This is a genomic window from Streptomyces sp. NBC_00464 (genome assembly GCF_036013915.1).
Taxonomy (GTDB): domain Bacteria; phylum Actinomycetota; class Actinomycetes; order Streptomycetales; family Streptomycetaceae; genus Streptomyces.
This window is the reverse complement of the sequence record NZ_CP107899.1, coordinates 1,793,883-1,816,014: the sequence shown is the minus strand read 5'-3', so window position 1 is coordinate 1,816,014 and position 22,132 is coordinate 1,793,883. Positions and strand designations below refer to the sequence as shown.

Genomic DNA, 22,132 nt, shown 5'->3' with positions numbered 1-22,132 from the left:
CGGTCCGCCTCAGACCTTCGCCGCCCGGACCAGCTTCATGTAGCGGTCCCAGTCCCAGCCCTTGCCCGGGTCCGTGTGGTCGGTCCCCGGCACCTCCACGTGCCCGATGATGTGCTCGCGGTCCACCGGGATGTCGTACCTCGCGCATATCGCCGCGGTGAGCCGGGCGGACGCCCCGTACATCGCGGTCGTGAAGCCCTGCGGGTGCTCCACGAAGCCCTCGTGCTCGATGCCCACGCTGCGTTCGTTGTAGGAGCGGTTGCCCGCGTGGAACGCCACGTCCAGCTCGCGGATCATCTGCGTCACGTGACCGTCCTTGCGCACTATGTAGTGCGCCGCGGCCCGGTGCCCCGGGTCCTGGAAGACCGCGACCGCGCTGCTGAAGCTGCCCTGTGTGACGTGGATGACCACGCGGTCGATGTCGTAGTCGTCGGGGCGGTCCGCGCGCCGCCAGTTCGCATCGGAGGCCGCCGTCCAGCTGGCCCGCGCGTAGTCCACCTCACCCGGCTTGCGCGGCTTCTCCACCCCGGGCAGCCGCCACCAGGCCCGCCTCAGCTGCTCCCGCGCCAGCGCCGCCGTGCCCGCTGCGGTGACGACGCCGCCGATCAGCACCGCGCGCCGGCTGATCCCGCTGCCGGTCCCCGATCCTGCGGGGCCCTTGGCGCCCGCCGTCCCCTTGGTCCCCATGTGACCGACAACGCTTATCCGCGAGCATTCGGTTCCCGGCGACCCGTACCCTGGTGGAGCTATGACTCAGACTTCCCAGCGCCCCCTCCGTGTTCTCGCCGCCATGTCGGGCGGTGTCGACTCCGCCGTCGCGGCGGCCCGCGCCGCCGAGGCGGGCCACGACGTGACCGGTGTGCACCTCGCCCTCTCCGCGAACCCGCAGTCCTTCCGGACCGGCGCCCGGGGCTGTTGCACCATCGAGGACTCCCGTGACGCCCGCCGTGCCGCGGACGTCATCGGCATCCCCTTCTACGTCTGGGACCTCGCGGAACGCTTCCGCGAGGACGTCGTGGAGGACTTCGTCGCCGAGTACGAGGCGGGGCGCACCCCCAACCCGTGCCTGCGCTGCAACGAGAAGATCAAGTTCGCGGCCCTGCTCGACAAGGCCCTGGCGCTCGGCTTCGACGCGGTGTGCACCGGCCACTACGCCACCGTCGTCCTCGCCGAGGACGGCAGCCGCGAGCTGCACCGCGCCTCCGACATGGCCAAGGACCAGAGCTACGTCCTCGGCGTCCTGGACGAGCGCCAGCTCGCCCACGCCATGTTCCCGCTCGGCGACACCCTCACCACCAAGGACGAGATCCGCGCCGAGGCCGAGCGCCGCGGTCTCGCGGTGGCGAAGAAGCCCGACAGCCACGACATCTGCTTCATCGCCGACGGTGACACCCAGGGCTTCCTGGCGGACCGCCTCGGCGGCAAGGCGGAGGGCGACATCCTCGACGAGTCCGGTGCGAAGCTCGGCACCCACGAGGGCGCCTTCGGCTTCACCATCGGCCAGCGCAAGGGCCTGCGCATCGGCCACCCGGCCGCCGACGGCAAGCCGCGCTACGTCCTGGACATCTCACCGGTGAACAACACGGTGACGGTAGGCCCCGTCGAGGCCCTCGACGTGACCGCCCTCACCGCGATCAGGCCCCGCTGGTGCGGCACCCCGCCGTCCGGCCCCGGCACGTACACCGCCCAGCTCCGCGCCCACGGCGGCGAGACCGAGGTGAGCGCCGAGCTGCTCGACGGCACGCTCCACGTCACCTTCGCCGAGCCGGTACGGGGCGTGGCCCCCGGCCAGGCGGTCGTGCTGTACGACGGGACGCGGGTGCTCGGGTCGGCGACGATCGCTACGACGGTGCGGCGGGAGACGGCTGCGGCGGGCTGACGGGCCGGCGACAGCGCTTGACCCGCAGAGAAGGCGCTCCGGCACCCACCACCGACAACTCCGTTGCACTCCCCTCGCGTTGGACTTGACCGCAGCGCGCCCTGTAGTAACGGGGCATGATTCTTGCGGGGGAGTGGTACGAGAACGGCACGGTCTGGGCGGCTGCGGCCGTCCCTGTGGCTTTGCTCGTGGGCCTGTTGGCGGTGTGGGCGACGTTGAAGGCCAACAACCCGAAGCTCAGGCTCGGTTACGAGCTGGCGGCGACGACTGATCTCCTCGGCCACGCTGGGGCGTCCAGTCTCACGGTCACGCACAACGGCGGAACGCTTGCGTCACCGCACATCGCGCTCATCGTCATCGCCAACGAGGGGCGGCGCGACATCGTCGGGTCCATGTTCCACAACGGAGACCCGTTGCTGCTCGATCTCGGTGAACCTGCCCTGGGCGTCCTGGACGTGCAGAGCGACCACCCTTCGGCCCCGGCACCGCCGGTGTCCGTCGACTCCGCCGGGAGGGTGGTGCTGGCTGCGGCCCACCTTCCCAGGAAACAGAAGGTGCAGATCAGCGTTGTCCTTGACGGCCCGACCGCGCCCGATCTCCGGATCGTCGGCTCGCTGGTGAATGTCAGCCTGCGCGACCGATCCAGATCGCCCAAGAGATGGCTGGCACACGCGCCCTGGGCGTTCCCGCTCTCCATCGTTCCCGTGGCAGTCATAGCGAATCTGCTGCTGGAGCGGCAATAGGGGCACCGGTTGCCGGGCCCGGCACCGTTCTTCGGCGCCCGGAACGCCCTCGGTGCCCCGCGCGGGAACGCCCGACCCCTGTACGGGCGTAGCCGCGCGGGGTGTTCTCGGCCCCCCGGCCCGCCCGCGTGCGCTCAGGAGGCCCGGCCTCCGCACACCCCCGGATTCAGGACGCCTGGCGCACGTGCGCGTCCCGGGTGAAGAACTCCGCCAGCACCGGAGCGATGGCCTGCGGCGCCAGCTCCCGGGCCTGTCCCGTCAGCGTGCGGTGCCGGCCCCGGGGCAGGGCGTCCGCCAGCAGGCAGGTCGACGTCCTCGCGCCGGCCGGGCTGAAACCGCCGCAGACCACCAGGGTCCGTGCCGTCACCGAGGTGAACCGCTCCGCCGGAACCGAGCCGTCGCCCAGCACCGCGTCGTCGTACGCCAGGGTGTGCGCCATGGACTCCAGGGTCCGCCACAGCGGCGCCCGCCGCATCCTGGCGACCATGTCGGCCGCGACCCCCGTCATGGACAGGAACAGCTCCACCGCCCCGCCCCGGTCCCCGGCGGACAGCAGCCGGTGCAGCCGGGCCGTGCAGCCGGCCTTGAAGAGGAGGCCCGCGGTGCCCGGGGTGTAGGGCGGCTCGTACACCGCGAGCCGGGCGGCCGGGAGCCCGGCGGCCTGCGCCTCCAGGGCCAGCGCGCCGCCGGCCCCGACGCCGAACACCGAGGGCCGGCCGCCCACCGCCTCCGCGAGGGCGGCCAGGTCCTCGATCTCGCGCTCCACCGCGTACGGCGAACCGTCCCCGCTGGAGCCCCGGCCGCGCCGGTCGTACGTGACGACCTCGAAGTGCGGCGCGAGGAGGCCGGCCAGCGGAGCCTCGGTCGCCGCGGTGCCCAGTGCGCCGCTCACCAGAATCAGCGGCGGTCCTTCGCCCCGGCGCCGGTACGCGATCAGGGTGCCGTCGCGGGAGAGAGTCTTGTCCATGTGGGGGTGGACTGCGAGGCGCGCGGAAACTCATCGCTCTCCGCGAAAACTTTCTGAACTTTCTCGTCTCCGCAGCTCAGAGCGGTTGTTGACGGCCGGTCAAGCCGTCAGGCGGCCAGGGCCTCGGTGTCGTAGAAGCAGAAGTGGTCCTTGATCTCGGCCACTTCGGCCTTCGGCTCCGGGTACGCCCAGACGAGGTCGGCCGCCTCCGGGCGGGACCAGTAGGCGGCATCTCCCTTGAACGGGCAGTGGGTTCGGGTGTCCGACGGTGTCAGCAGTTCCGTACGGACATCCTCCGGCGGCAGGTAGTAGCGGACCGGACAGCCGGTCTCGCGCAGGACGAGCGGGCGCCGGCTCTCGGCGAGCAGCACCCCGTCACGGACCACGCGCACATGCTCGGTGGAGGGCTCGACGGTGATGAGATGTCCTCGGGTGGCAGTCATGTATTCCTCAGCCGCGGGGCCCGCGTGTTTCTTCCCCGGATTCCGTGCTGTCGGTGCCGGGCTCTACCGTGGCAGTCATGAAGATCTGCGTTTTTCTCTCCGCCGCCGACCTCGACGACCGCTACACCGTGCCCGCCCGCGAATTCGCCGAACTGATCGGCCGCGGTGGGCACACCCTGGTCTGGGGCGGCTCGGAGAGCGGGCTGATGAAGGTCGTCGCCGACGGTGTGCAGGAGACGGGCGGGAAGCTGGTCGGGGTGTCGGTGGACTTCCTGGCTGCGAAGGCGCGGACCGACGCGGACGAGATGGTGATCGCCCGGGACCTCGCCGAGCGCAAGGCGCTGCTCCTGGAGAAGTCCGATGCGGTCGTGGTCATGGTGGGCGGCACCGGCACGCTCGACGAGGCCACCGAGATCCTGGAACTCAAGAAGCACGGCAAGACCACCAAGCCGGTCGTGCTGCTCAACACGGCGGGGTTCTACGACGGGCTCCGCCAGCAGTTCCAGCGCATGGAGGACGAGGGCTTCCTGCCGGTCCCGCTGACCGACCTGGTCTTCTTCGCGAAGGACGGCGTCGGCGCCCTGGCCTACCTGGAGGAGTGGGCCGGCCTGCAGTGAGGGACCGGGGGTGAGGTGGCGGGTGCGACGATGGGCGTATGTCCACTCACCTCATCACCGGTGCCGGTTCCGGCATCGGCGCAGCCGTCGCCCGCCGTCTCACGGAACGCGGCGACGAGCTCGTCCTGCTGGCCCGTGACGCGGGCCGCGCCAAGGAACTGGCCGCGCTCCACCCCGGCGCCCGCACACTCGTCGGCGACCTGTCCAACCCGGACCGGCTCTCCTGGGCCTTCGGCCAGCAGCCGATGCCGGAGCGGCTCGACTCGCTGCTGCACATCGCGGGCGTCGTCGAACTCGGCCGCGTCGGCGAGCTCACCCCCAAGGCCTGGCACTTCCAGCTCAACGCCAACCTCATCGCCCCGGCCGAGCTCACCCGCCTCCTGCTGCCCCAGCTGCGGGTCGCCCAGGGCCACGTCCTCTTCGTCAACTCCGGCGCCGGGCTCGCCGCCCACGCCGAGTGGGGCGCGTACGCCGCGAGCAAGCACGGGCTGAAGGCGCTCGCCGACTCGCTGCGCCATGAGGAGCACGGGAACGGGGTGCGGGTGACGTCCGTGTACCCCGGGCGCACCGCCAGCCCCATGCAGGCGAAGGTCCACCAGCAGGAGGGCAAGGAGTACGACGCCTCCCGCTGGATCGACCCGGAGTCCGTCGCCACCACGATCCTGATGGCGCTGGACCTGCCCCGCGACGCCGAGGTCAACGACCTCACGGTGCGTCCCGGCCGCTGACGGCCCGCGTGCGGATCGGCCGCTGACGGCTCGGGCTCCGGACCGCCGTAGGCTTCGCGCGTGAGCGAGAAGAGCAAGTTCAGCGGTTGCCCGGCCACCGGAATCGGTTCGATGCCCGGAGGGGACGCCCGGGAGACGGCGAAGACCGTCACCGGTTCCTTCGGGGACGGCCAGGGCGTGCCGTATCTGGCGGAACTGCCCGCACGCGGCCCCGGCGCGGACATGATCGGGCGGACCATCGGGCTGCTCGTCGAGATGTACGGACACGTCGAGCCGAGCGGCTGGCGCATCAGCGACCGGCCGGGGCGCGACACCCGCCGGGCCCGGTCCTGGCTCGGCGAGGACCTCGACGCGCTGGAGGAGTTCACCCAGGGGTACGAGGGCCCGCTCAAGGTGCAGGCCGTCGGGCCGTGGACGCTCGCGGCCGCGCTGGAGCGCCGGAGCGGCGAGGCCGTCCTCGGCGACCCCGGCGCCTGCCGCGACCTGGCGGGCTCGCTCGCGGAGGGGCTGCGCAACCACCTCGCCGAGGTGCGGCGCCGGATGCCCGGTGCGCGCGTGATCCTCCAGCTCGACGAACCGTCGCTGACCGGGGTCCTGCTCGGGCGGGTCAGGACGGCGAGCGGCTACCGGACCTACCGGGCCGTGGACCGCCAGGTCGTGGAGGACACCTTGCGCGACGTGCTGGGTGTGGCCGGAGACGGAGCCACGGTCGTCCACACCTGCGCCCCCGACGTGCCGTTCGCCCTGCTGCGCCGGGCCGGCACCGACGGAATCTCGTTCGACTTCTCCCTGCTCACCGAGCGTGAGGAGGAGGCGATCGGGGAAGCGGTCGAGGGCGGAACCCAGCTGTTCCTCGGGGTGGTGCCGGGCACCGACCCGGCCTCGGGCGGATTGTCCGACCCGGGCGGTAGCGTCATGGGTGTCAGGACGCTGTGGCGCAGGCTGGGGCTGAATCCGGGGACTCTGACCGAGTCCGTGGCGATCACCCCCTCGTGCGGTCTCGCGGGTGCCTCGCCCGCGTACGCCCGTGCCGCGCTCGCCCACTGCGCCCGGGCCGCGAAATCGCTCGCAGACAACCCTGAGTAACGGGGCACTGGGTAACGGGAGGACGGGACGATGGCCGGCGAACAGCAGACGTCTTTGCCAGGCGAACAGGAGACGGCCGTGCCGGCCAAGGCGCGGGAGCGGCACGCGCTCCTGGCCGAGCAGATCGAGGAGCACCGCTTCCGTTATTACGTGAACGACCAGCCGGTCGTCAGCGACGCGGAGTTCGACCGGCAGCTGCGCGAGCTGGAGGCCCTGGAGGGCGAGTACCCGCAGCTGCGCACGCCCGACTCGCCGACCCAGAAGGTCGCGGGGCCGTACCGGACGCAGTTCACCTCCGTCGAGCACCGCGAGCGGATGCTGTCGCTGGACAACGCCTTCGACGACGAGGAGCTCGCCGCCTGGGGCGAGCGGATCGCCCGGGACGTGGGCGCCACCGGCTACCACTTCCTGTGCGAGCTCAAGATCGACGGCCTCGCCGTCAACCTCACCTACGAGCACGGGCTGCTGACCCGGGCCGCGACCCGGGGTGACGGCCGTACCGGCGAGGACATCACGCCCAACGTCCGTACGATCGCGGAGATCCCGCACCGGCTGAAGGGCGACCGGATCCCGGCGCTCGTCGAGGTCCGCGGCGAGGTCTTCTTCCCGATGGAAGCCTTCGAGGAGCTGAACGCCCGGCTGGTGGAGGCGGAGGACAAACCCTTCGCCAACCCGCGCAACGCGGCGGCCGGTTCACTGCGCCAGAAGGACCCCAAGGTCACCGCCACCCGGCCGCTGCACATGGTGGTCCACGGCATCGGCGCCCGCGAGGGCTTCGACATCGACTGCCTCTCGCACGCCTACGAGCTGCTCCACGAATGGGGTCTGCCCACCGCCAAGTACAACAAGGTGGTGGACTCCCTCGCAGGGGTCCGGGAGTTCATCGCGTACTTCGGCGAGCACCGGCACTCCGTGGAGCACGAGATCGACGGAGTCGTCGTCAAGCTCGACGAGATCCCGCTCCAGGGCCGGCTCGGCTCCACCTCACGCGCACCGCGCTGGGCGATCGCCTGGAAGTACGCGCCGGAGGAGGTCAACACCAAGCTCGTCAACATTCGCGTCGGCGTCGGCCGGACCGGACGCGTCACCCCGTACGCCCAGGTCGAACCGGTCGAGGTGGCGGGCTCCGAGGTCGAGTTCGCGACCCTGCACAACCAGAACGTGGTCCGGGCGAAGGGCGTCCTGATCGGCGACACCGTCGTGCTCCGCAAGGCCGGCGACGTGATCCCCGAGATCCTCGGCCCGGTCACCGACCTTCGCGACGGCACCGAGCGGGCCTTCGTCATGCCCACCCACTGCCCCGAGTGCGGGACGGAACTGCGGCCCATGAAAGAGGCCGACATCGACGTCCGGTGCCCCAACGCCCGCTCGTGCCCGGCGCAGCTGCGGGAGCGGGTCGCCTATCTGGCAGGCCGCAAGTGCCTGGACATCGACCACTTCGGATACGTCGCCGCCGCAGCCCTGACCCGGCCGCTGGAGCCCGCCGATCCGCCGCTCCGGGACGAGGGCGATCTCTTCGGGCTGACCGTCGAGCAGCTGCTGCCCATCCGCGCCTACGTCCTCGACATGGACAGCGGGCTGCCCAAGCGGGACCCGAAGACCGGTGAGGAGAAGATCGCGACGGTCTTCGCCAACCAGCAGGGCGAACCGAAGAAGAACGCTCTCGCCATGCTGGACGCCATCGCCGGGGCGAAGGAGGCCCCGCTGGCCCGGATCCTCACCGGGCTCTCCATCCGCCATGTCGGGCCGGTCGCCGCCCAGGAGCTGGCCCGTCAGTTTCGTTCCATCGACCGGATCGACGAGGCCACCGAGCAGGAGCTGTCCGACGCCGACGGGGTCGGGCCGATCATCGCCGCCTCGGTCAAGCAGTGGTTCGCCGAGGACTGGCACCGCGAGATCCTGCGCAAGTGGCGTGAGGCCGGGGTCCGGATGGAGGACGAGGGAGCCGGTGAGGAGGAGGGGCCGAGGCCGCTCGAAGGACTCACCGTCGTGGTCACCGGCACCCTGACCGGGCACACCAGGGACGGTGCGAAGGACGCCCTCCAGAGCCGCGGGGCGAAGGTCACCGGCTCGGTCTCGAAGAAGACGTCCTTCGTGGTGGTCGGCGACAACCCCGGGTCGAAGTACGACAAGGCGATGCAGCTGAAGGTGCCCGTGCTGGACGAGGACGGCTTCGCGGTGCTGCTCGACCAGGGACCCGACGCGGCGCGTGAGGCCGCGGTCCCGGTCGAGGAGCAGTAGGAGGAGTGAAAGGAAAGTGTGCCGGAGGGTGAGGTGGGGGTGACGCACCGTCGGATTCACCCGATCGGCGCATAGCAGATACTGACGGGTGGTCGGTTCGCATTCGGGCAAGAGCTGTAGACCGCTGCCCCTGGGAGCCTTCTGCGGCCTACTGTTGAGAGATGCGCCCGCGGTGCCCGTCCACCGGGTGGAACCGGGGCGCGGAGGCACGGAACGGAACGATCAGGTGACATCGGCGCCGCCGGCTGTGAGAGGGACGGAATGAAACCGACCGAGAACGCCGCACCGGTGTCGCGGCTGCAAGGTTTCGTCGGACTCATGCCCAAAGTGGGTGCCGTCGTCGTGGGCCTCGCCACGGTCCAGCTCGCGACCGGTTTCTACCGGACCGTGAGCGGCGGGCACGCCCTCTTCCCGGACGGGAAGGCCGGCTGGTCGCTCGCCGTCCTCACCGGGATAGTCGTCGGCCATCTGGTCGCGCTCGGCCGCGACCGCTGGTGGGGCGGCACCGGTTCCGGCGCCGCGCTCACCCTCGCTGTGCTGCTTCTCTACGGCTGGGTGCCCGCCGGCCTGGTCAGCCTGGTCGTGGTCGTCCTCGTCGGCGTGGCCCGGCGGCACCGCTGGTGGCAGGGGCTGCTGCACGGGGCGGTGGACATCCTGGGCGTGGGCGCGGCGGCGCTCGTCCTGGCCGCGTTCGGCGAGGTGCAGAGCGTCGAATCGCCCTGGCGGCCACTCGACTGGGGCATCGACGCCGTCCCGGAAGTCCTGCTGGCGGCCTCCACGTATCTCCTCGTCACCCGGGTCCTGCTGTGGTACGCCCGGTCCCCGCAGAACGGCGGGCTGCCGACGGTCGCCCGCACCGCGCTGCTGAGACAGGGGCTCGTCGCCGTCGCCCTCCTCGGCATCGCCCCGCTGATCTGCGTCGTCGCGATGGCCATGCCCGTCCTGCTGCCCCTCTTCGCGGTCCCGTTGATCGCGCTGGACTCCACGCTCTGGATCGCCAGTGCCAGGGCGGAGGAGCAGCTGCGGGACCCGCTGACCGGGCTGCCGAACCGGCAGTGGCTGCTGGAGCGGACGTGGACGGCGCTGGAGGAGGCCGAGAGCCTCGGCAGCCGGGTCGGCCTCGTCCTGATCGACCTGGACCGCTTCCGGGCGGTCAACGACACCCTCGGCCATCTCGCCGGGGACCGGCTGCTGCTGCAGATAGCGGACCGGCTGCGGCTCGCCCTGCCACGCGGCGCGGAGGCGGCGAGACTCGGCGGCGACGAGTTCGCCGTCCTGCTGCCGGCCGCGGACTCCACCACGAGCGTCCAGCGCATCGCCCGCCATCTGGTGGCCGAGCTCTCCTCGCCGCTGGACCTCGACGGACTCACGCTGGTGCTGGAGGCCAGCGCCGGCGTCGCCGTCTACCCCGACCACGCGCTGGACGCGGAGGGGCTGCTCCGCCGAGCGGACGTGGCGATGTACCAGGCCAAGCGCGACCGTACGGGCGTGGAGGTGTACGAGTCGAAGCGCGACAGCAACACCCCGGACCGGCTCGGCCTCCTCGGCGATCTGCGACGCGCGCTGGACGCCGGCGAGGTGGAGCTCCACTACCAGCCGAAGGTCCGGTTCGACGGTCAGGTGGCCGGCCTGGAGGCGCTGGTGCGCTGGGTGCATCCGGAGCGGGGGCGGGTCCCCCCGGACGAGTTCATCGCCATAGCCGAGTCCTCCGGGCTGATGCCGCACCTCACGGAGTACGTCCTGGAGACGGCGCTGGCCCAGGTCGCCCGGTGGCGGGCGCAGGGGCTCTTCGTCCCGGTCGCGGTCAACGTGTCCCCGCGCGATGTGCACACCCCGGGGTTCGCGGGCGGCGTCGCGGCCCGGCTGGCCCGGCACGGCGTCCCGCCCGGCGCCCTGCAGCTGGAGATAACGGAACACGTGCTGCTGGAGGACCCGCAGCGGGCGGCGGACACCCTCGCCGGACTGACCGGCCACGGCGTGAAGATGTCGCTGGACGACTTCGGTACGGGGTACTCCTCGCTGGTCCATCTGCGTCGGCTGCCGGTCAGTGAGCTCAAGATCGACCGGTCGTTCGTGGCCCGGCTCGCCATCGACCACGAGGACGCGGAGATCGTCCGCTGCACGATCGACCTGGCCCACTCGCTCGGTCTGGTGGTCGTCGCCGAGGGTGTCGAGGACGACGAGACGTGGGAGCGGCTGCGGGACCTGGGTTGCGACGCGGTCCAGGGATGGCTGGTGGCGGCCGCGATGCCGCCCCAGGAGACGACGGCATGGCTGCGGGCGCGCGGCGAGCACGGATGGCGGCGGCCGGCGGAGCTGGCGGCGGCTGCCGCGGCGGCCGCCGCGGCGGCGAGTGTGGCCGCTGCCACGACGCCGGCCGAGCTGGAGCAGCGCCCGTCCGGACGGGCGGTCAACTCGCGGCCCGCGACGACGTAGGGGCGGGGGCGCGGGCTGCGGCGAGGTGACAGATGGCGCCCGGTGGCCGCTTTGTCCTCAATCGCCGGACGCGCTTGACGGGTGCCGGTGATCGCTTTGCCCTCAAGCGCCGGGCGGGTCTGCCCCGGGTGGCCGTGGCCGGTACGGGCGACCCCATAGGATTGGGGGTCGGTGGCACATTTCCACCTGCCTCGCGACGCCTGGCACGCACGCTCGCCGCGTTGCCGAAACGCCCACGTGGCTCCGCCACGAGGGCGCTCCGGCGCCTTGCGATCGCACGCACCGGACGCCGCGAGGCCCGTCCTTCGGACGGACGGTGGAAATGTGCCACCGACCCCCAGCCAAAACCACACACCAACCCCTGAGGATCGCTGCATGCCTGGCATCACGCGCGAGGAGGTCGCCCACCTCGCCCGGCTGGCGCGTCTGGAGCTGAAGGGCGAAGAGCTCGATCACTTCGCCGGTCAGCTCGACGACATCATCGGCGCGGTCGCCCGCGTCTCCGAGGTCGCCGATCAAGACGTACCGCCGACCTCCCACCCGCTGCCGCTGACGAACGTCATGCGCGCGGACGAGGTCCGTCCGTCGCTCACCCCCGCGCAGGCGCTCTCCGGCGCCCCGGCCCAGGAGCAGCAGCGTTTCAAGGTGCCGCAGATCCTGGGGGAGGACTAAAAGTCATGACGGACATCAGCACCATCATCAAGCTCACCGCCGCCGAGATCGCCGCGAAGATCGCTTCGGGTGAGCTCACGGCCGTCGAGGTCACCGAGGCCCACCTGGCCCGGATCGAGGCCGTCGACGAGAAGGTCCACGCCTTCCTGCACATCGACCGCGAGGGCGCGCTCGCGCAGGCCCGCGCCGTCGACGCCAAGAAGGCGGCCGGGGAGAAGCTCGGCCCGCTGGCCGGCGTCCCGCTCGCGCTGAAGGACATCTTCACCACCGAGGACATGCCGACCACCGTCGGCTCCAAGATCCTCGAAGGCTGGGTCCCGCCGTACGACGCGACCGTCACCAAGCGGCTGAAGGCCGCCGACGTCGTCATCCTCGGCAAGACCAACATGGACGAGTTCGCCATGGGGTCCTCCACCGAGAACAGCGCCTACGGCCCGACCGGCAACCCGTGGGACCTCACCCGCATCCCGGGCGGCTCCGGCGGCGGTTCGTCGGCGGCCCTCGCGTCGTTCGAGGCCCCGCTCGCCATCGGCACGGACACCGGCGGCTCCATCCGCCAGCCCGCCGCCGTCACCGGCACCGTCGGCGTCAAGCCCACCTACGGCGGCGTCTCCCGCTACGGCATGGTGGCCTTCTCGTCCTCCCTCGACCAGGGCGGGCCCTGCGCCCGTACGGTCCTGGACGCGGCCCTGCTCCACGAGGCCATCGCCGGGCACGACCCGCTCGACTCGACGTCCATCGACGCCCCGGTCCCGCCGGTCGTCGAGGCCGCGCGCAACGGCTCCGTACAGGGCATGCGCGTCGGTGTCGTGAAGCAGTTCTCGGGCGAGGGCTACCAGGCCGGTGTCGTCCAGCGCTTCAACGAGTCGGTCGAGCTGCTGAAGTCGCTCGGCGCCACGATCGTCGAGCTGGACTGCCCGTCCTTCGACCTCGGCCTCTCGGCGTACTACCTCATCGCGCCGTCCGAGTGCTCCTCGAACCTCGCCCGCTTCGACGCCATGCGCTACGGCCTGCGGGTCGGCGACGACGGCACGAGGTCCGCCGAGGACGTCACCGCGCTCACCCGCGAGGCCGGCTTCGGCGACGAGGTCAAGCGCCGCATCATCCTCGGTACGTACGCGCTGAGCTCCGGCTACTACGACGCGTACTACGGCTCGGCGCAGAAGGTCCGCACCCTGATCACGCGGGACTTCGAGAAGGCGTTCGAGCAGGTGGACGTCATCGTCTCCCCGACGACGCCCACCACCGCCTTCCCGATCGGCGAGCGCGCCGACGACCCGATGGCGATGTACCTCGCGGACCTGTGCACCATTCCGACCAACCTCGCCGGCAACGCAGCCATGTCGCTGCCCTGCGGCCTGGCGCCGGAGGACGGCCTGCCGGTCGGGCTGCAGATCATCGCCCCCGCCATGAAGGACGACCGGCTGTACAAGGTCGGAGCCGCCGTTGAGGCCGCATTCGTGGAAAAGTGGGGACACCCGCTGCTTGAGGAGGCTCCGTCGCTATGAGTGCAATGGCTAAGAAGGCCAAGAACTTCAAGAAGTCCAAGACCGGCGCGTACGTGTCCATGGGCACCACCGCCTTCGGCGCGCTCAGCGTGTTCAAGCAGGTGAAGATGGCCCGCCAGGACAACGACACGCTGCGGCTGATCGACGCCGCCGTATCCGCCGCCGCGATCGTGACCGGACTCGCCATCCTTTACCGCGAGCTCAAGCGTCTCGGCGACGACGACGTCCTGCTGGGCTGAGAGGGAAAGTTTCAGTGACTGTCATTGACCTGGAGTCGTACGAGGACGCCCTCGCGACGTACGACCCCGTCATGGGCCTCGAAGTCCATGTCGAGCTCGGCACCAAGACCAAGATGTTCTGCGGCTGCTCCACCGAGCTCAAGCAGGACGCCAACTCGCAGACCTGTCCGGTCTGTCTCGGGCTGCCCGGCGCGCTGCCGGTCGTGAACGAGATCGGCGTCGAGTCCGCCATCAAGATCGGTCTCGCGCTGAACTGCGAGATCGCCGAGTGGTGCCGCTTCGCCCGGAAGAACTACTTCTATCCGGACATGCCGAAGAACTTCCAGACCTCCCAGTACGACGAGCCGATCGCCTTCGACGGCTATCTGGACGTCCAGCTGGAGGACGGGGAGATCTTCCGGGTGCAGATCGAGCGCGCCCACATGGAGGAGGACACCGGCAAGTCGACGCACGTCGGCGGTGCCACCGGCCGCATCCACGGCGCGTCCCACTCCCTGCTCGACTACAACCGCGCAGGCATCCCGCTCATCGAGATCGTCACCAAGCCGATCGAGGGAGCGGGCGCACGCGCCCCCGAGGTCGCCAAGGCGTACGTCGCCGAGCTCCGCGAGCTCATCAAGGCGCTCGGCGTCTCGGAGGCCCGCATGGAGATGGGCCAGATGCGCTGCGACGTGAACCTGTCGCTGCGCCCGCACGGCCGTGAGGCGTTCGGTACCCGCTCCGAGACGAAGAACGTGAACTCGCTGCGTTCCGTCGAGCGCGCCGCCCGCTTCGAGATCCAGCGCCACGCCGCGGTGCTGAACTCGGGCGGCACGATCGTGCAGGAGACCCGGCACTTCCACGAGGAGGACGGCTCCACCACGGCCGGCCGCATCAAGGACAACGCCGAGGACTACCGCTACTTCCCCGAGCCCGACCTGGTGCCGGTCGCCCCGGCCCGGGAGTGGGTCGAGGAGCTCCGCAAGGGGCTTCCCGAGCTGCCGCGGCTGCGCCGCGCCCGGCTCAAGGAGGAGTGGGGTGTCTCCGAGCACGACATGCAGTCCATCCTCAACGCGGGCGCGGTCGACCTGATCGTGGCCACGACCGAGGTGGGTGCCCCGTCGGACCAGGCCCGCAAGTGGTGGATGGGTGAGCTGGCCCGTAACGCCAACGAGACCGGCCGCGCCCTCGACGAGCTGGGTGTCACCCCCACGCAGGTCGCCAGGGTCGCCGAGCTCGTCGCCTCCGGCGATCTCAACGACAAGCTGGCCCGCCAGGTCCTGGAGGGTGTCCTCGCGGGCGAGGGCGACCCGGACACCGTCGTCGAGAAGCGCGGCCTGAAGGTCGTCTCCGACGAGGGCGCGCTGTCCACGGCCGTGGACGAGGCCATCGCGGGCAACGCCGCGATCGCGGACAAGATCCGTGGTGGCAAGGTCGCGGCCGCCGGTGCCCTCGTCGGCGCCGTCATGAAGGCCACCCGTGGCCAGGCGGACGCGGCCCGGGTGCGCGAGCTGATCCTGGAGAAGCTCGGCGTCGAGGGCTGACGTCTTCCCGTACGACCGCGAAGGGGCGGTGCATCCGGTTCTCCACCGGGCGCACCGCCCCTTCGCGGCTGTCAGCGCTTCAGCATGGGGGTGCCGAGGGCGAGGTTCGCGCCGTCACAGTTCTCGTCGATGCCGATGCGCAGGCGCAGCGCGTTCTTCACCTTCAGGGACAGTTTCTGGGGTTTGCCCAGCTCCAGAGTGCCCACCCACAGGGTCGTGTCGTCGACCTTGATGGTCAGCCGGCCGGATTCGTAGTTCGAGCCGTCGTCGACTCCCGCTGTCAGCTCGAACGTCGTCCAGGCCCGGCCGAGGTCGAACTCCATGTACGGCTTCGTGTCGCACTCCGGCGTGGCCACGAAGGCATCGTTGTGCACCTGCGTGTTGAGCTTCGCGGAACCCACCGTGAACGACTGGGGCTCGGCCACCGTGCTCATCGTGGTCAGTGAGACCTGCGAGACGTCCTCCACGGAGCCGGGCGTCGATGCTTCCGGGGACGTGGACGACAGGTCGTCGTCCTCCGAGCCGGGCTCCGCGACGGGTGTGTCCGCCGGGGCATCGGGGGTTTCCTGCCCGGTTGCCGAAGGGGTGGGCGTGAGGGACGTCCGGGTGTCGGTGGCGCCCGAGCCCTTGTTGCCCTGGTCGTTGTCGTCCTGCAGCGCCAGCACACCCCAAGCACCCAGCCCGGCGCAGACCATCGCGGCCACCACCGGCAGCGCGATCTTCAGCAGTCGGCGCTTCTTCTTCGGTGCAGACGGCGGAGTGTGCAGGGTCTGGCGGGGGAGGTCCGGTTCCGGGGAGAGGCCCGGAGAGGCGAAGGCCGCCGTCGCGGTGTCGGGGTTCACCGTCGAGGGCGGGGACACCCCCGGATCCGACGAGGCGGTGATCGGCGGCGGGAAGACGGACTGAGAGCTGTCCGCCGCCGCGGGGGGCGGCGTGCTGGGCGCCGGAGGGGGAGCGGCGACAAAGCCTCCCGGCGGCGGGAGCAGCGGCGGAGGGGGGATGAGTGCGGGAGCGACAGCCGGCGGCGTGTCCCGTACGGACTCCCCGGCCGCCCCCGGCCCCGGTACCGCGTCGCGTGCCGAGGACCCGGTGACCGTGGTCGACACCACGGCCGAGCGCACGTCCTTCACCCACGCGGACAGGCTCTCCGGCCGCCCGTCCGGTTCGGCCGCGCAGACGGACAGGATGCGCTCGCAGCGCTCCGGAGTCGCGGCGGCCACCTGGGGGAGGGCGCGCAGCGCGGCGCGCAGCTGCTCGGGGGTGCTGGGCGGGGCCTGGCCGCTGAGCAGGAAGTAGGCGATCGCGCCGAACGCGTACCGGTCGGTGTTCGGTGTCCGCTTGCCGTCGAAGACCTCGGGGGCCGCGTAGCCGGGGGTGAACCAGACCTCGGCCGTCTGGTGGTCCGCGGTCAGCTTGCTCAGGCCGAAGTCGACGAGCGTGGCCTGACCGTGCGCGTCGACCATCACGTTGCCGGGGGACAGGTCGCCGTGGACGACGGTGCGCCCGGACGGCGTCGCCCGGCCCGAGTGCAGCCAGTCCAGCACGTCCGCGAGCTGTTCGAGCGTCCGCAGCACCTCCCGGCGCTCGGCGTGACTGGCGAGGGTCCGCTCGGCGCGCCAGTCCCGCAGGTCGAGACCGTCCACATGGTTCATGACCAGGACCAGGGCCCGCCCCGCAGCGGTCGAGGCGTCCCCGGCTCCGTGGATCGGCGGCCCCTCGAAGTGCTCGCGTACGCCGACGACACCGGGCCGGTTCACGAACCGCAGTAACTCCGCCTGCTCCCGCCACTTCGCGCTCAGCCGGTGGAACTGCTCGATGGTGATCGTGGTCTTCGAGTCCAGGACCTTCACGACCACGGTCTCGGGCGCCCCGCCCAGCTCTATCTCCGCCCGGTAGAGGACGGCTTCGCCACCCCGTCCGATGGAATTGAGCAGTCGGTATCTGTCCGGAGCCGCATCCGGTCCGATGTGGTGCGACGCACTGTTCAACTGGGCTCCCCAGAGACGGTAATTGACGATTCATAAGATTGCCGCGTGCGTGCGGCCGCGGTCAACGGAGACAGGGGCCGGCTTCCCGCGCACGGCGGCTTCCGGCCGGGGAGCGCGCGCCGGTGAGGGCCGTGCGACCGCTCCCGCGCCGTGCGGGCGCCCCCGCCGTACGGCGGTGCTCATGTCGCCCATATGTGGATCCAACCCCTGTGAGTAACGCCACGAAACGGGCAAATGATCACAGTTGGCTGTCAGAGTGACGGCACTCAAGGTCATGCGTTCTCGCGCGGACGGTTCTGCCGAACCCGCGTCGAGGCCACGAACCCGCAGGGAGTACGTCCCTTGGCTGCCATCGCCCGCTGGTGCGTCACGCACCGTCTCCTCGCCGTCCTCATCTGGCTGCTCGCTCTCGGCGGCACAGCGGCCGCAGCGGGGTTCGCGGGTTCCGCCTACTCCAACGACTACGAGGCCCCCGGCACCGAGTCCGGACGGGCTGCCGAGCTGCTGAAGAACGGATTCACGGATCTCGGCGGTGACACCGACACCATCGTCTGGCACACCGACGACTCCACCGTGCGGGCCGCCGACGTCACCCAGAAGATGACCGCCACCCTGCACGCCGTCGAGCGGCTACCGGGCGTGGGAGCCGTCAGCGGGCCCTACGCGGATCCCGGCTCCGGGCAGATCAGCCCCGACGGGCACACCGCCTACGCCACCGTCACCTTCGACCGGCAGGCGGACGACGTGCCGGCCGGGCAGGCCCAGGCCGTCGTCGACACCGCGAAGGCCGCCGCGGGCGAGCACCTCCAGGTCGAGTTGGGCGGCTCCGCCATAGCCCTCACCGAGGCGCCGGCCGCCCATCTCAGCGAGGCCGTCGGGGTGGCCGTCGCCGCCGTCGTGCTCTTCCTCGCCTTCGGATCGCTCGCCGCCAGCCTGCTGCCCATCGCCACGGCCCTCGTCTCGGTCGGCACGGCGTACGCGGGCATCGTGCTCCTCGGACACCTGATGACCGTCGCCGACTTCGCGCCCATGCTGGGCATGCTGGTGGGGCTCGGTGTCGGCATCGACTACGCGCTCTTCATCGTCACCCGGCACCGCAGAGGGCTGCGGCGCGGCATGACCGTACCCGAGGCCGCGCAGCACGCGGTCGCGACGACCGGCCGGGCCGTCGTCTTCGCCGGCGCCACCGTCTGCGTCGCGCTCCTCGGCATGCTGATCCTGCGGCTGAGCTTCCTCAACGGCGTCGCCATCGCGGCCTCGCTCACCGTCGTGCTGACCGTCGCGGCCTCCGTGACGCTGCTGCCCGCGCTGCTGTCGCTCATCGGCATGCGGGCGCTGAGCCGACGCGAGCGCAGACGGCTGGCCGAGCACGGCCCGCAGCCGGCGCCGCCCACCGGCTTCGCGGCCCGCTGGTCCGCCTTCGTGGAACGCCACCCCAAACTGCTCGGCGGCCTCGCCGTCGTCGTGATGCTGGTCCTCGCGCTCCCCACCTTCTCGTTGCACCTGGGCAGCTCCGACCAGGGCAACAACGCGAAGTCCTCGACCACCCGGCAGGCGTACGACCTGCTGGCGAGCGGATTCGGTCCCGGCGTCAACGGCCCGCTGACCGTCGCCGCACACCTGGACGGCGCCGACGACCGTCTCGCGATGGACACCTTGCCCGCGACGCTGCGCGCCACCGACGGGGTCAGTTGGGCCTACCCCGTGACCTACAACTCCAGCGGCGACACCGCGTATGTCACCGTCGTCCCGGACTCGGCTCCGCAGTCCCGGCAGACCAGCGAGCTCGTGGACCGGCTGCGGACCGACGTCCTGCCGAAGGCCTCCGAGAACACCTCGCTCCAGGCCCATGTGGGCGGTGTGACGGCCAGCTACGACGACTTCGCCCAGATCATCATCGGCAAGCTCCCGCTCTTCATCGGCGTCGTGGTGGGACTCGGCTGTCTGCTGCTGCTGATGGCCTTCAGGTCGGTCGGCATCCCGTTGAAGGCGGCGGTGATGAACGTGGCGGCGGTGGCCTCCTCGTTCGGTGTCGTCGTCGCGATCTTCCAGTGGGGCTGGGGGAGCGAACTGCTGGGCCTCGGCAGCTCGGGGCCCATCGAGCCCTTCCTGCCGGTGATCATGGTGTCCGTGCTCTTCGGTCTCTCGATGGACTACCAGGTGTTCCTGGTCGGCCGGATGTACGAGGAGTGGCTGGAGACCGGAGACAACCGGCGGGCGGTCCGGGTCGGCCTCGCCGAGACCAGCCGGGTGATCAACTCCGCCGCCGTGATCATGATCTCGGTCTTTCTCGCCTTCGTGCTCAGCGGCGACCGGGTCATCGCGATGTTCGGCATCGCGCTGGCCGCAGCGGTGGCCCTGGACGCCTTCGTCCTGCGCACCCTGCTGGTCCCCGCCCTGATGCACCTGCTGGGCGGCGCGAACTGGTGGCTGCCCGGGTGGCTGGACCGGCGGCTGCCGCGCATCAGCATCGAACCGCCCGACTGCGGTGCGCCGCGTGCGGACATTCCGGAGGCGTACGCGAGTGAGGCCGGGAGCGGCGAAGTCGCCGAGGCCGCTGAGCGCGTGCACTGACTCGGGCCGGGAGCCCGACCCGAGCCCGGGACAGCCCGCTCGCGGTCAGCCGGTCCGGTGCAGGATCGCCTCGCGCAGTGCACGTGCGGAGGAGGTCGCCGCTTCGCGGTCCAGGTCCGCTTCGTAGAGCACGATGATGGCGATACTGCCCTTGTCGGCCCATGAGCAGGCAGTGCTGTCGCCGAGCAGAGCTGCGAAGGTGACGCACCTCAGTCGGCCGCCGAGTCGGCCCGGGTCGGCGTTCCAGGTGCTCAGGGGGGTAATGCCGATGTACCGCAGTCCCTCCTCCAAGGCCCTGACAGCTTCGCCCGATGTGTCGTGGAAGTCGCCGGTGACGCCGGAGACGACAGCGACGGGCACGAGTGCCTGGGGCGAATCCGCGTACACGTACGAGAACGTCCGGCCGTCCGCCGTGTTCCACATGCGGGCCGCGGTCGATTCAAGACTTGCCCGAAGGGGATGGCCGGTGATCAGCGGGGCGCCATGGAAGGCGGCAGGCCCCGCTGCCGTGTACCGCGGGTAGGACCGGTACTGGGCGTTCGACCAGAGTACGGAGCCCGCCACGGACGCGACGATCACGGCCGCGGCGGTGAGGGCGACCGCACGCTCGCGGCGGGAGGGCGCCGGAACCGGCAGCAGCGGGGGGTGCGCGAGCGGGACGGCCGGCACATGTACCGGGCCGGCGTCCTGCTCGGAGGCGGCCTCCGGCACGCCGGCCGTTGCCGGCTGGGCATCCCCGACGGGCCCGGCATTCGGCGGCGTGACCAGCACACGCCTCTCCGCCCGCCTGCGGGCGCCATGCAGCACGAGGGAGAGCAGGCGGTGCGGAAGGCAGACGACCGGAACGAGCAGCAGAACCCACACCGGCAGGTGGAGCGCCGGGTGGGCCAGCGCGATCGCGCTCACGAGCACGGCGCACAGGGACAGGCTGACCAACGGCGCCCGCAGAATCCGGAGGAGCAGCCCCCTGCCGGGCCCGGCGAGCGCGGCAAGGGTCTCGGCACGAACCGCCAGGCGCAGCTCGTGCGGGTCCTGCTCCGACTGCTCCTGCGCCAGCTGCACGGCAGTGGCGAGGTCCGGAGCCGTGGTCAGCGCATCATGGGCATCGTGGCGCTGCATCCGGGACGGTGACAGTGTCTTTGTCCCGGATGGGGCGGAGAGCCGGCCCTGGCCGGCCGCGGTCTGCTCGACGCGGAGCGTCTGGGGTGAACCAGGAGCCACCTCGCGCAGACGCGCCAGCAGATCGGGACCGCGGCCGTGCCGGGCGGGACGGTCGAAGGAATCGGCGCGCAGGCACAGTTCGGCGTACCCGGCGAGCAGATCGAGATCGTCGGGAAACGCGGCCAGACCGCGTCGGTAGACGGTATCGGCGCTGTCGTCGTGATCGTCGGCTTCCTCGGCCGCATGGGCACGGCCCAGCATCGCGTAGAGGTCAGGACCGGGCCCGAACCGTTCCAGGGCCTCTTCCGCACCGGCTCTGGCGACGGCGAGCCGTCCGGCGAGCAGGGCCGCTCCGGCGTGCGCTGTCGCCGTTTCCCGCTCGTCCGCCATGGAGCGCACCGGATCGGCCTCTGTGATGTCCCGCATATGTCCCCACCCCTGGTGAACAGGCCGAACGTCATCGGCCGCGGGTCACTATCGCCTGCGTCCCGGGCGCTGGTCAACATCCGGCTGAGGGAAGAATCAGCAGGTCAGAGGCGAGGGCAGTGCGTAAACCTCCATGGGGCCACCTGCGCTGCCGGGTGCGTTAAGGGGGCTCTCATCTGCGCCACCTAGCGTGCGGCAGATGAACTCCACCACCCCCACTACTCCCACCACCCCCACCGCTCCCGTCGCCGAGGGCGACGGCGAGTCGAAGACCACCGAGAAGACGACCACCGAGAAGACGACAGCCGACCAGGCGGCCGAGAAGACCACCACCGAGAAGGCCGCCACCGACGCCGCCGCGACCAGCGGCACGGAGACGCGACTCGACAAGGCGGGCCCGGAGTCCGGCGCGGAGCAGGATCTCGACCCGGAGCAGGACCTCGACGTCGACCTGGAGCTGGACGACGACGAGTCGGACAAGGAGTCCTCCGGCCTCGCCACCGCCGCCGCGGCAGTCGTCTCCGTCGGGCTGGGCATCGTCTCCCTCACCGGAGCCTGGAGCGGCCGGGTCGCCGCCGAGCGCGAGACGCTGATCGGACAGATGAAGACCTCGTCCGGTGGCTCCGCCGCACAGCAGATCTCCGAGATCTACGGTGACGCATGGCACGCCACCGCGCTGGTCAACGGCATCTTCGGCCTGCTCGCGCTGCTCGTCGGCACCTACGTCCTGGTCCGTCCGGCGTTCGGCGCCCCGTCCGCGCACCCGCAGCCGGGCTGGATCCGCGCGGTCGCCAAGGGGGGAATCGCCCTCGGCGTCCTGGGCCTCCTGATCGCCGTGTGCATGTACTTCGACCTCATCGTCGCCCTGCCGACGGCGCCGACGACGGCAGGTTAGGCGCCG

The 22,132-nt window shown here is 71.2% G+C and carries 18 protein-coding genes; 13 read left to right on the top strand and 5 right to left on the bottom strand.

All coding sequences use genetic code 11. The annotated features are described in order from the left end of the window. Nucleotides 1–9 precede the first annotated feature (9 nt). Nucleotides 10–687: an N-acetylmuramoyl-L-alanine amidase gene (locus OG912_RS07725; RefSeq protein ID WP_326738898.1), complete on the bottom strand. Its 678-nt coding sequence runs from the start codon at nucleotides 685–687 to the stop codon at nucleotides 10–12. A gap of 61 nt (nucleotides 688–748) precedes the next feature. Between OG912_RS07725 and mnmA the strand changes: the two genes are divergently transcribed. Further along, nucleotides 749–1,879, top strand: coding sequence for a tRNA 2-thiouridine(34) synthase MnmA (gene mnmA, locus OG912_RS07720; protein ID WP_327708729.1), 1,131 nt, complete (start codon nucleotides 749–751; stop codon nucleotides 1,877–1,879). Nucleotides 1,880–1,995: 116 nt separating this feature from the next. Continuing rightward, nucleotides 1,996–2,622: a hypothetical protein gene (locus tag OG912_RS07715; protein ID WP_327708728.1), complete on the top strand. Its 627-nt coding sequence runs from the start codon at nucleotides 1,996–1,998 to the stop codon at nucleotides 2,620–2,622. Nucleotides 2,623–2,788: 166 nt separating this feature from the next. Here the strand turns inward: OG912_RS07715 and OG912_RS07710 are convergent, their stop codons facing one another. Together OG912_RS07710 and OG912_RS07705 are read right to left on the bottom strand one after the other, a co-directional pair. Further along, a complete protein-coding gene (locus tag OG912_RS07710; RefSeq protein ID WP_327708727.1) occupies nucleotides 2,789–3,589 on the bottom strand; it encodes an alpha/beta fold hydrolase in 801 nt (266 codons plus the stop codon). A gap of 107 nt (nucleotides 3,590–3,696) precedes the next feature. After that, the gene (locus tag OG912_RS07705; RefSeq protein WP_327708726.1) at nucleotides 3,697–4,032 is read right to left on the bottom strand and encodes a DUF427 domain-containing protein; all 336 of its coding nucleotides are present in this window, start codon (nucleotides 4,030–4,032) and stop codon (nucleotides 3,697–3,699) included. 77 nt (nucleotides 4,033–4,109) lie between these two features. On the opposite strand from OG912_RS07705, the gene OG912_RS07700 reads away from it, so the two are divergent. The 9 genes from OG912_RS07700 to gatB all read left to right on the top strand — a co-directional run bounded on the left by OG912_RS07700 (nucleotide 4,110) and on the right by gatB (nucleotide 15,082). Beyond that, nucleotides 4,110–4,649 (top strand): TIGR00730 family Rossman fold protein, encoded by a 540-nt coding sequence (locus tag OG912_RS07700; RefSeq protein WP_327708725.1) that lies wholly within the window; start codon nucleotides 4,110–4,112, stop codon nucleotides 4,647–4,649. 38 nt (nucleotides 4,650–4,687) lie between these two features. After that, the gene (locus OG912_RS07695; RefSeq protein ID WP_327708724.1) at nucleotides 4,688–5,377 is read left to right on the top strand and encodes an SDR family oxidoreductase; all 690 of its coding nucleotides are present in this window, start codon (nucleotides 4,688–4,690) and stop codon (nucleotides 5,375–5,377) included. A gap of 60 nt (nucleotides 5,378–5,437) precedes the next feature. After that, a complete protein-coding gene (locus tag OG912_RS07690) occupies nucleotides 5,438–6,463 on the top strand; it encodes a methionine synthase (protein ID WP_326738904.1) in 1,026 nt (341 codons plus the stop codon). 30 nt (nucleotides 6,464–6,493) lie between these two features. Beyond that, nucleotides 6,494–8,704, top strand: coding sequence for an NAD-dependent DNA ligase LigA (ligA, locus tag OG912_RS07685; protein WP_327708723.1), 2,211 nt, complete (start codon nucleotides 6,494–6,496; stop codon nucleotides 8,702–8,704). A 261-nt stretch (nucleotides 8,705–8,965) separates the two neighbouring features. Beyond that, on the top strand, nucleotides 8,966–11,140 hold the full coding sequence (locus OG912_RS07680; RefSeq protein ID WP_443060957.1) for a putative bifunctional diguanylate cyclase/phosphodiesterase: 2,175 nt from the start codon (nucleotides 8,966–8,968) through the stop codon (nucleotides 11,138–11,140). A gap of 375 nt (nucleotides 11,141–11,515) precedes the next feature. Beyond that, nucleotides 11,516–11,812, top strand: a complete 297-nt coding sequence (gatC, locus tag OG912_RS07675; RefSeq protein WP_003966094.1) for an Asp-tRNA(Asn)/Glu-tRNA(Gln) amidotransferase subunit GatC — start codon at nucleotides 11,516–11,518, stop codon at nucleotides 11,810–11,812. Nucleotides 11,813–11,817: 5 nt separating this feature from the next. Then, entirely contained in the window at nucleotides 11,818–13,320 is a 1,503-nt protein-coding gene (gene gatA / locus OG912_RS07670) for an Asp-tRNA(Asn)/Glu-tRNA(Gln) amidotransferase subunit GatA (RefSeq protein ID WP_219572239.1), read from the top strand. After that, entirely contained in the window at nucleotides 13,317–13,559 is a 243-nt protein-coding gene (locus OG912_RS07665; protein ID WP_148020961.1) for a hypothetical protein, read from the top strand. The genes gatA and OG912_RS07665 overlap by 4 nt, the downstream gene beginning before the upstream one ends. Before the next feature lie 14 nt (nucleotides 13,560–13,573). Next, nucleotides 13,574–15,082, top strand: a complete 1,509-nt coding sequence (gene gatB, locus OG912_RS07660; protein ID WP_327708721.1) for an Asp-tRNA(Asn)/Glu-tRNA(Gln) amidotransferase subunit GatB — start codon at nucleotides 13,574–13,576, stop codon at nucleotides 15,080–15,082. 71 nt (nucleotides 15,083–15,153) lie between these two features. Here the strand turns inward: gatB and OG912_RS07655 are convergent, their stop codons facing one another. Next, nucleotides 15,154–17,070 carry a protein kinase domain-containing protein gene (locus OG912_RS07655; protein WP_327708720.1) on the bottom strand — a complete coding sequence of 639 codons (1,917 nt, stop codon included), beginning with the start codon at nucleotides 17,068–17,070 and terminating at the stop codon, nucleotides 15,154–15,156. Nucleotides 17,071–17,412: 342 nt separating this feature from the next. Here OG912_RS07655 and OG912_RS07650 point away from each other — a divergent pair, with 342 nt between their 5' ends. Continuing rightward, complete coding sequence (locus tag OG912_RS07650) at nucleotides 17,413–19,644, top strand: MMPL family transporter (RefSeq protein ID WP_327708719.1); 2,232 nt, start codon at nucleotides 17,413–17,415, stop codon at nucleotides 19,642–19,644. 45 nt (nucleotides 19,645–19,689) lie between these two features. Here the strand turns inward: OG912_RS07650 and OG912_RS07645 are convergent, their stop codons facing one another. Next, complete coding sequence (locus tag OG912_RS07645; protein ID WP_327708718.1) at nucleotides 19,690–21,231, bottom strand: hypothetical protein; 1,542 nt, start codon at nucleotides 21,229–21,231, stop codon at nucleotides 19,690–19,692. A 199-nt stretch (nucleotides 21,232–21,430) separates the two neighbouring features. Here OG912_RS07645 and OG912_RS07640 point away from each other — a divergent pair, with 199 nt between their 5' ends. Further along, on the top strand, nucleotides 21,431–22,126 hold the full coding sequence (locus tag OG912_RS07640) for a hypothetical protein (RefSeq protein ID WP_327708717.1): 696 nt from the start codon (nucleotides 21,431–21,433) through the stop codon (nucleotides 22,124–22,126). Nucleotides 22,127–22,132: the final 6 nt, after the last annotated feature.

What these genes read in the sequence shown, in the direction of transcription:
- OG912_RS07725 (WP_326738898.1), bottom strand. Translation starts at nt 687, where the DNA reads ATGGGGACCAAGGGGACGGCGGGCGCCAAGGGCCCCGCAGGATCGGGG.
- mnmA (WP_327708729.1), top strand. Translation starts at nt 749, where the DNA reads ATGACTCAGACTTCCCAGCGCCCCCTCCGTGTTCTCGCCGCCATGTCG.
- OG912_RS07715 (WP_327708728.1), top strand. Translation starts at nt 1,996, where the DNA reads ATGATTCTTGCGGGGGAGTGGTACGAGAACGGCACGGTCTGGGCGGCT.
- OG912_RS07710 (WP_327708727.1), bottom strand. Translation starts at nt 3,589, where the DNA reads ATGGACAAGACTCTCTCCCGCGACGGCACCCTGATCGCGTACCGGCGC.
- OG912_RS07705 (WP_327708726.1), bottom strand. Translation starts at nt 4,032, where the DNA reads ATGACTGCCACCCGAGGACATCTCATCACCGTCGAGCCCTCCACCGAG.
- OG912_RS07700 (WP_327708725.1), top strand. Translation starts at nt 4,110, where the DNA reads ATGAAGATCTGCGTTTTTCTCTCCGCCGCCGACCTCGACGACCGCTAC.
- OG912_RS07695 (WP_327708724.1), top strand. Translation starts at nt 4,688, where the DNA reads ATGTCCACTCACCTCATCACCGGTGCCGGTTCCGGCATCGGCGCAGCC.
- ligA (WP_327708723.1), top strand. Translation starts at nt 6,494, where the DNA reads ATGGCCGGCGAACAGCAGACGTCTTTGCCAGGCGAACAGGAGACGGCC.
- OG912_RS07680 (WP_443060957.1), top strand. Translation starts at nt 8,966, where the DNA reads ATGAAACCGACCGAGAACGCCGCACCGGTGTCGCGGCTGCAAGGTTTC.
- gatC (WP_003966094.1), top strand. Translation starts at nt 11,516, where the DNA reads ATGCCTGGCATCACGCGCGAGGAGGTCGCCCACCTCGCCCGGCTGGCG.
- gatA (WP_219572239.1), top strand. Translation starts at nt 11,818, where the DNA reads ATGACGGACATCAGCACCATCATCAAGCTCACCGCCGCCGAGATCGCC.
- OG912_RS07665 (WP_148020961.1), top strand. Translation starts at nt 13,317, where the DNA reads ATGAGTGCAATGGCTAAGAAGGCCAAGAACTTCAAGAAGTCCAAGACC.
- OG912_RS07645 (WP_327708718.1), bottom strand. Translation starts at nt 21,231, where the DNA reads ATGCGGGACATCACAGAGGCCGATCCGGTGCGCTCCATGGCGGACGAG.
- OG912_RS07640 (WP_327708717.1), top strand. Translation starts at nt 21,431, where the DNA reads ATGAACTCCACCACCCCCACTACTCCCACCACCCCCACCGCTCCCGTC.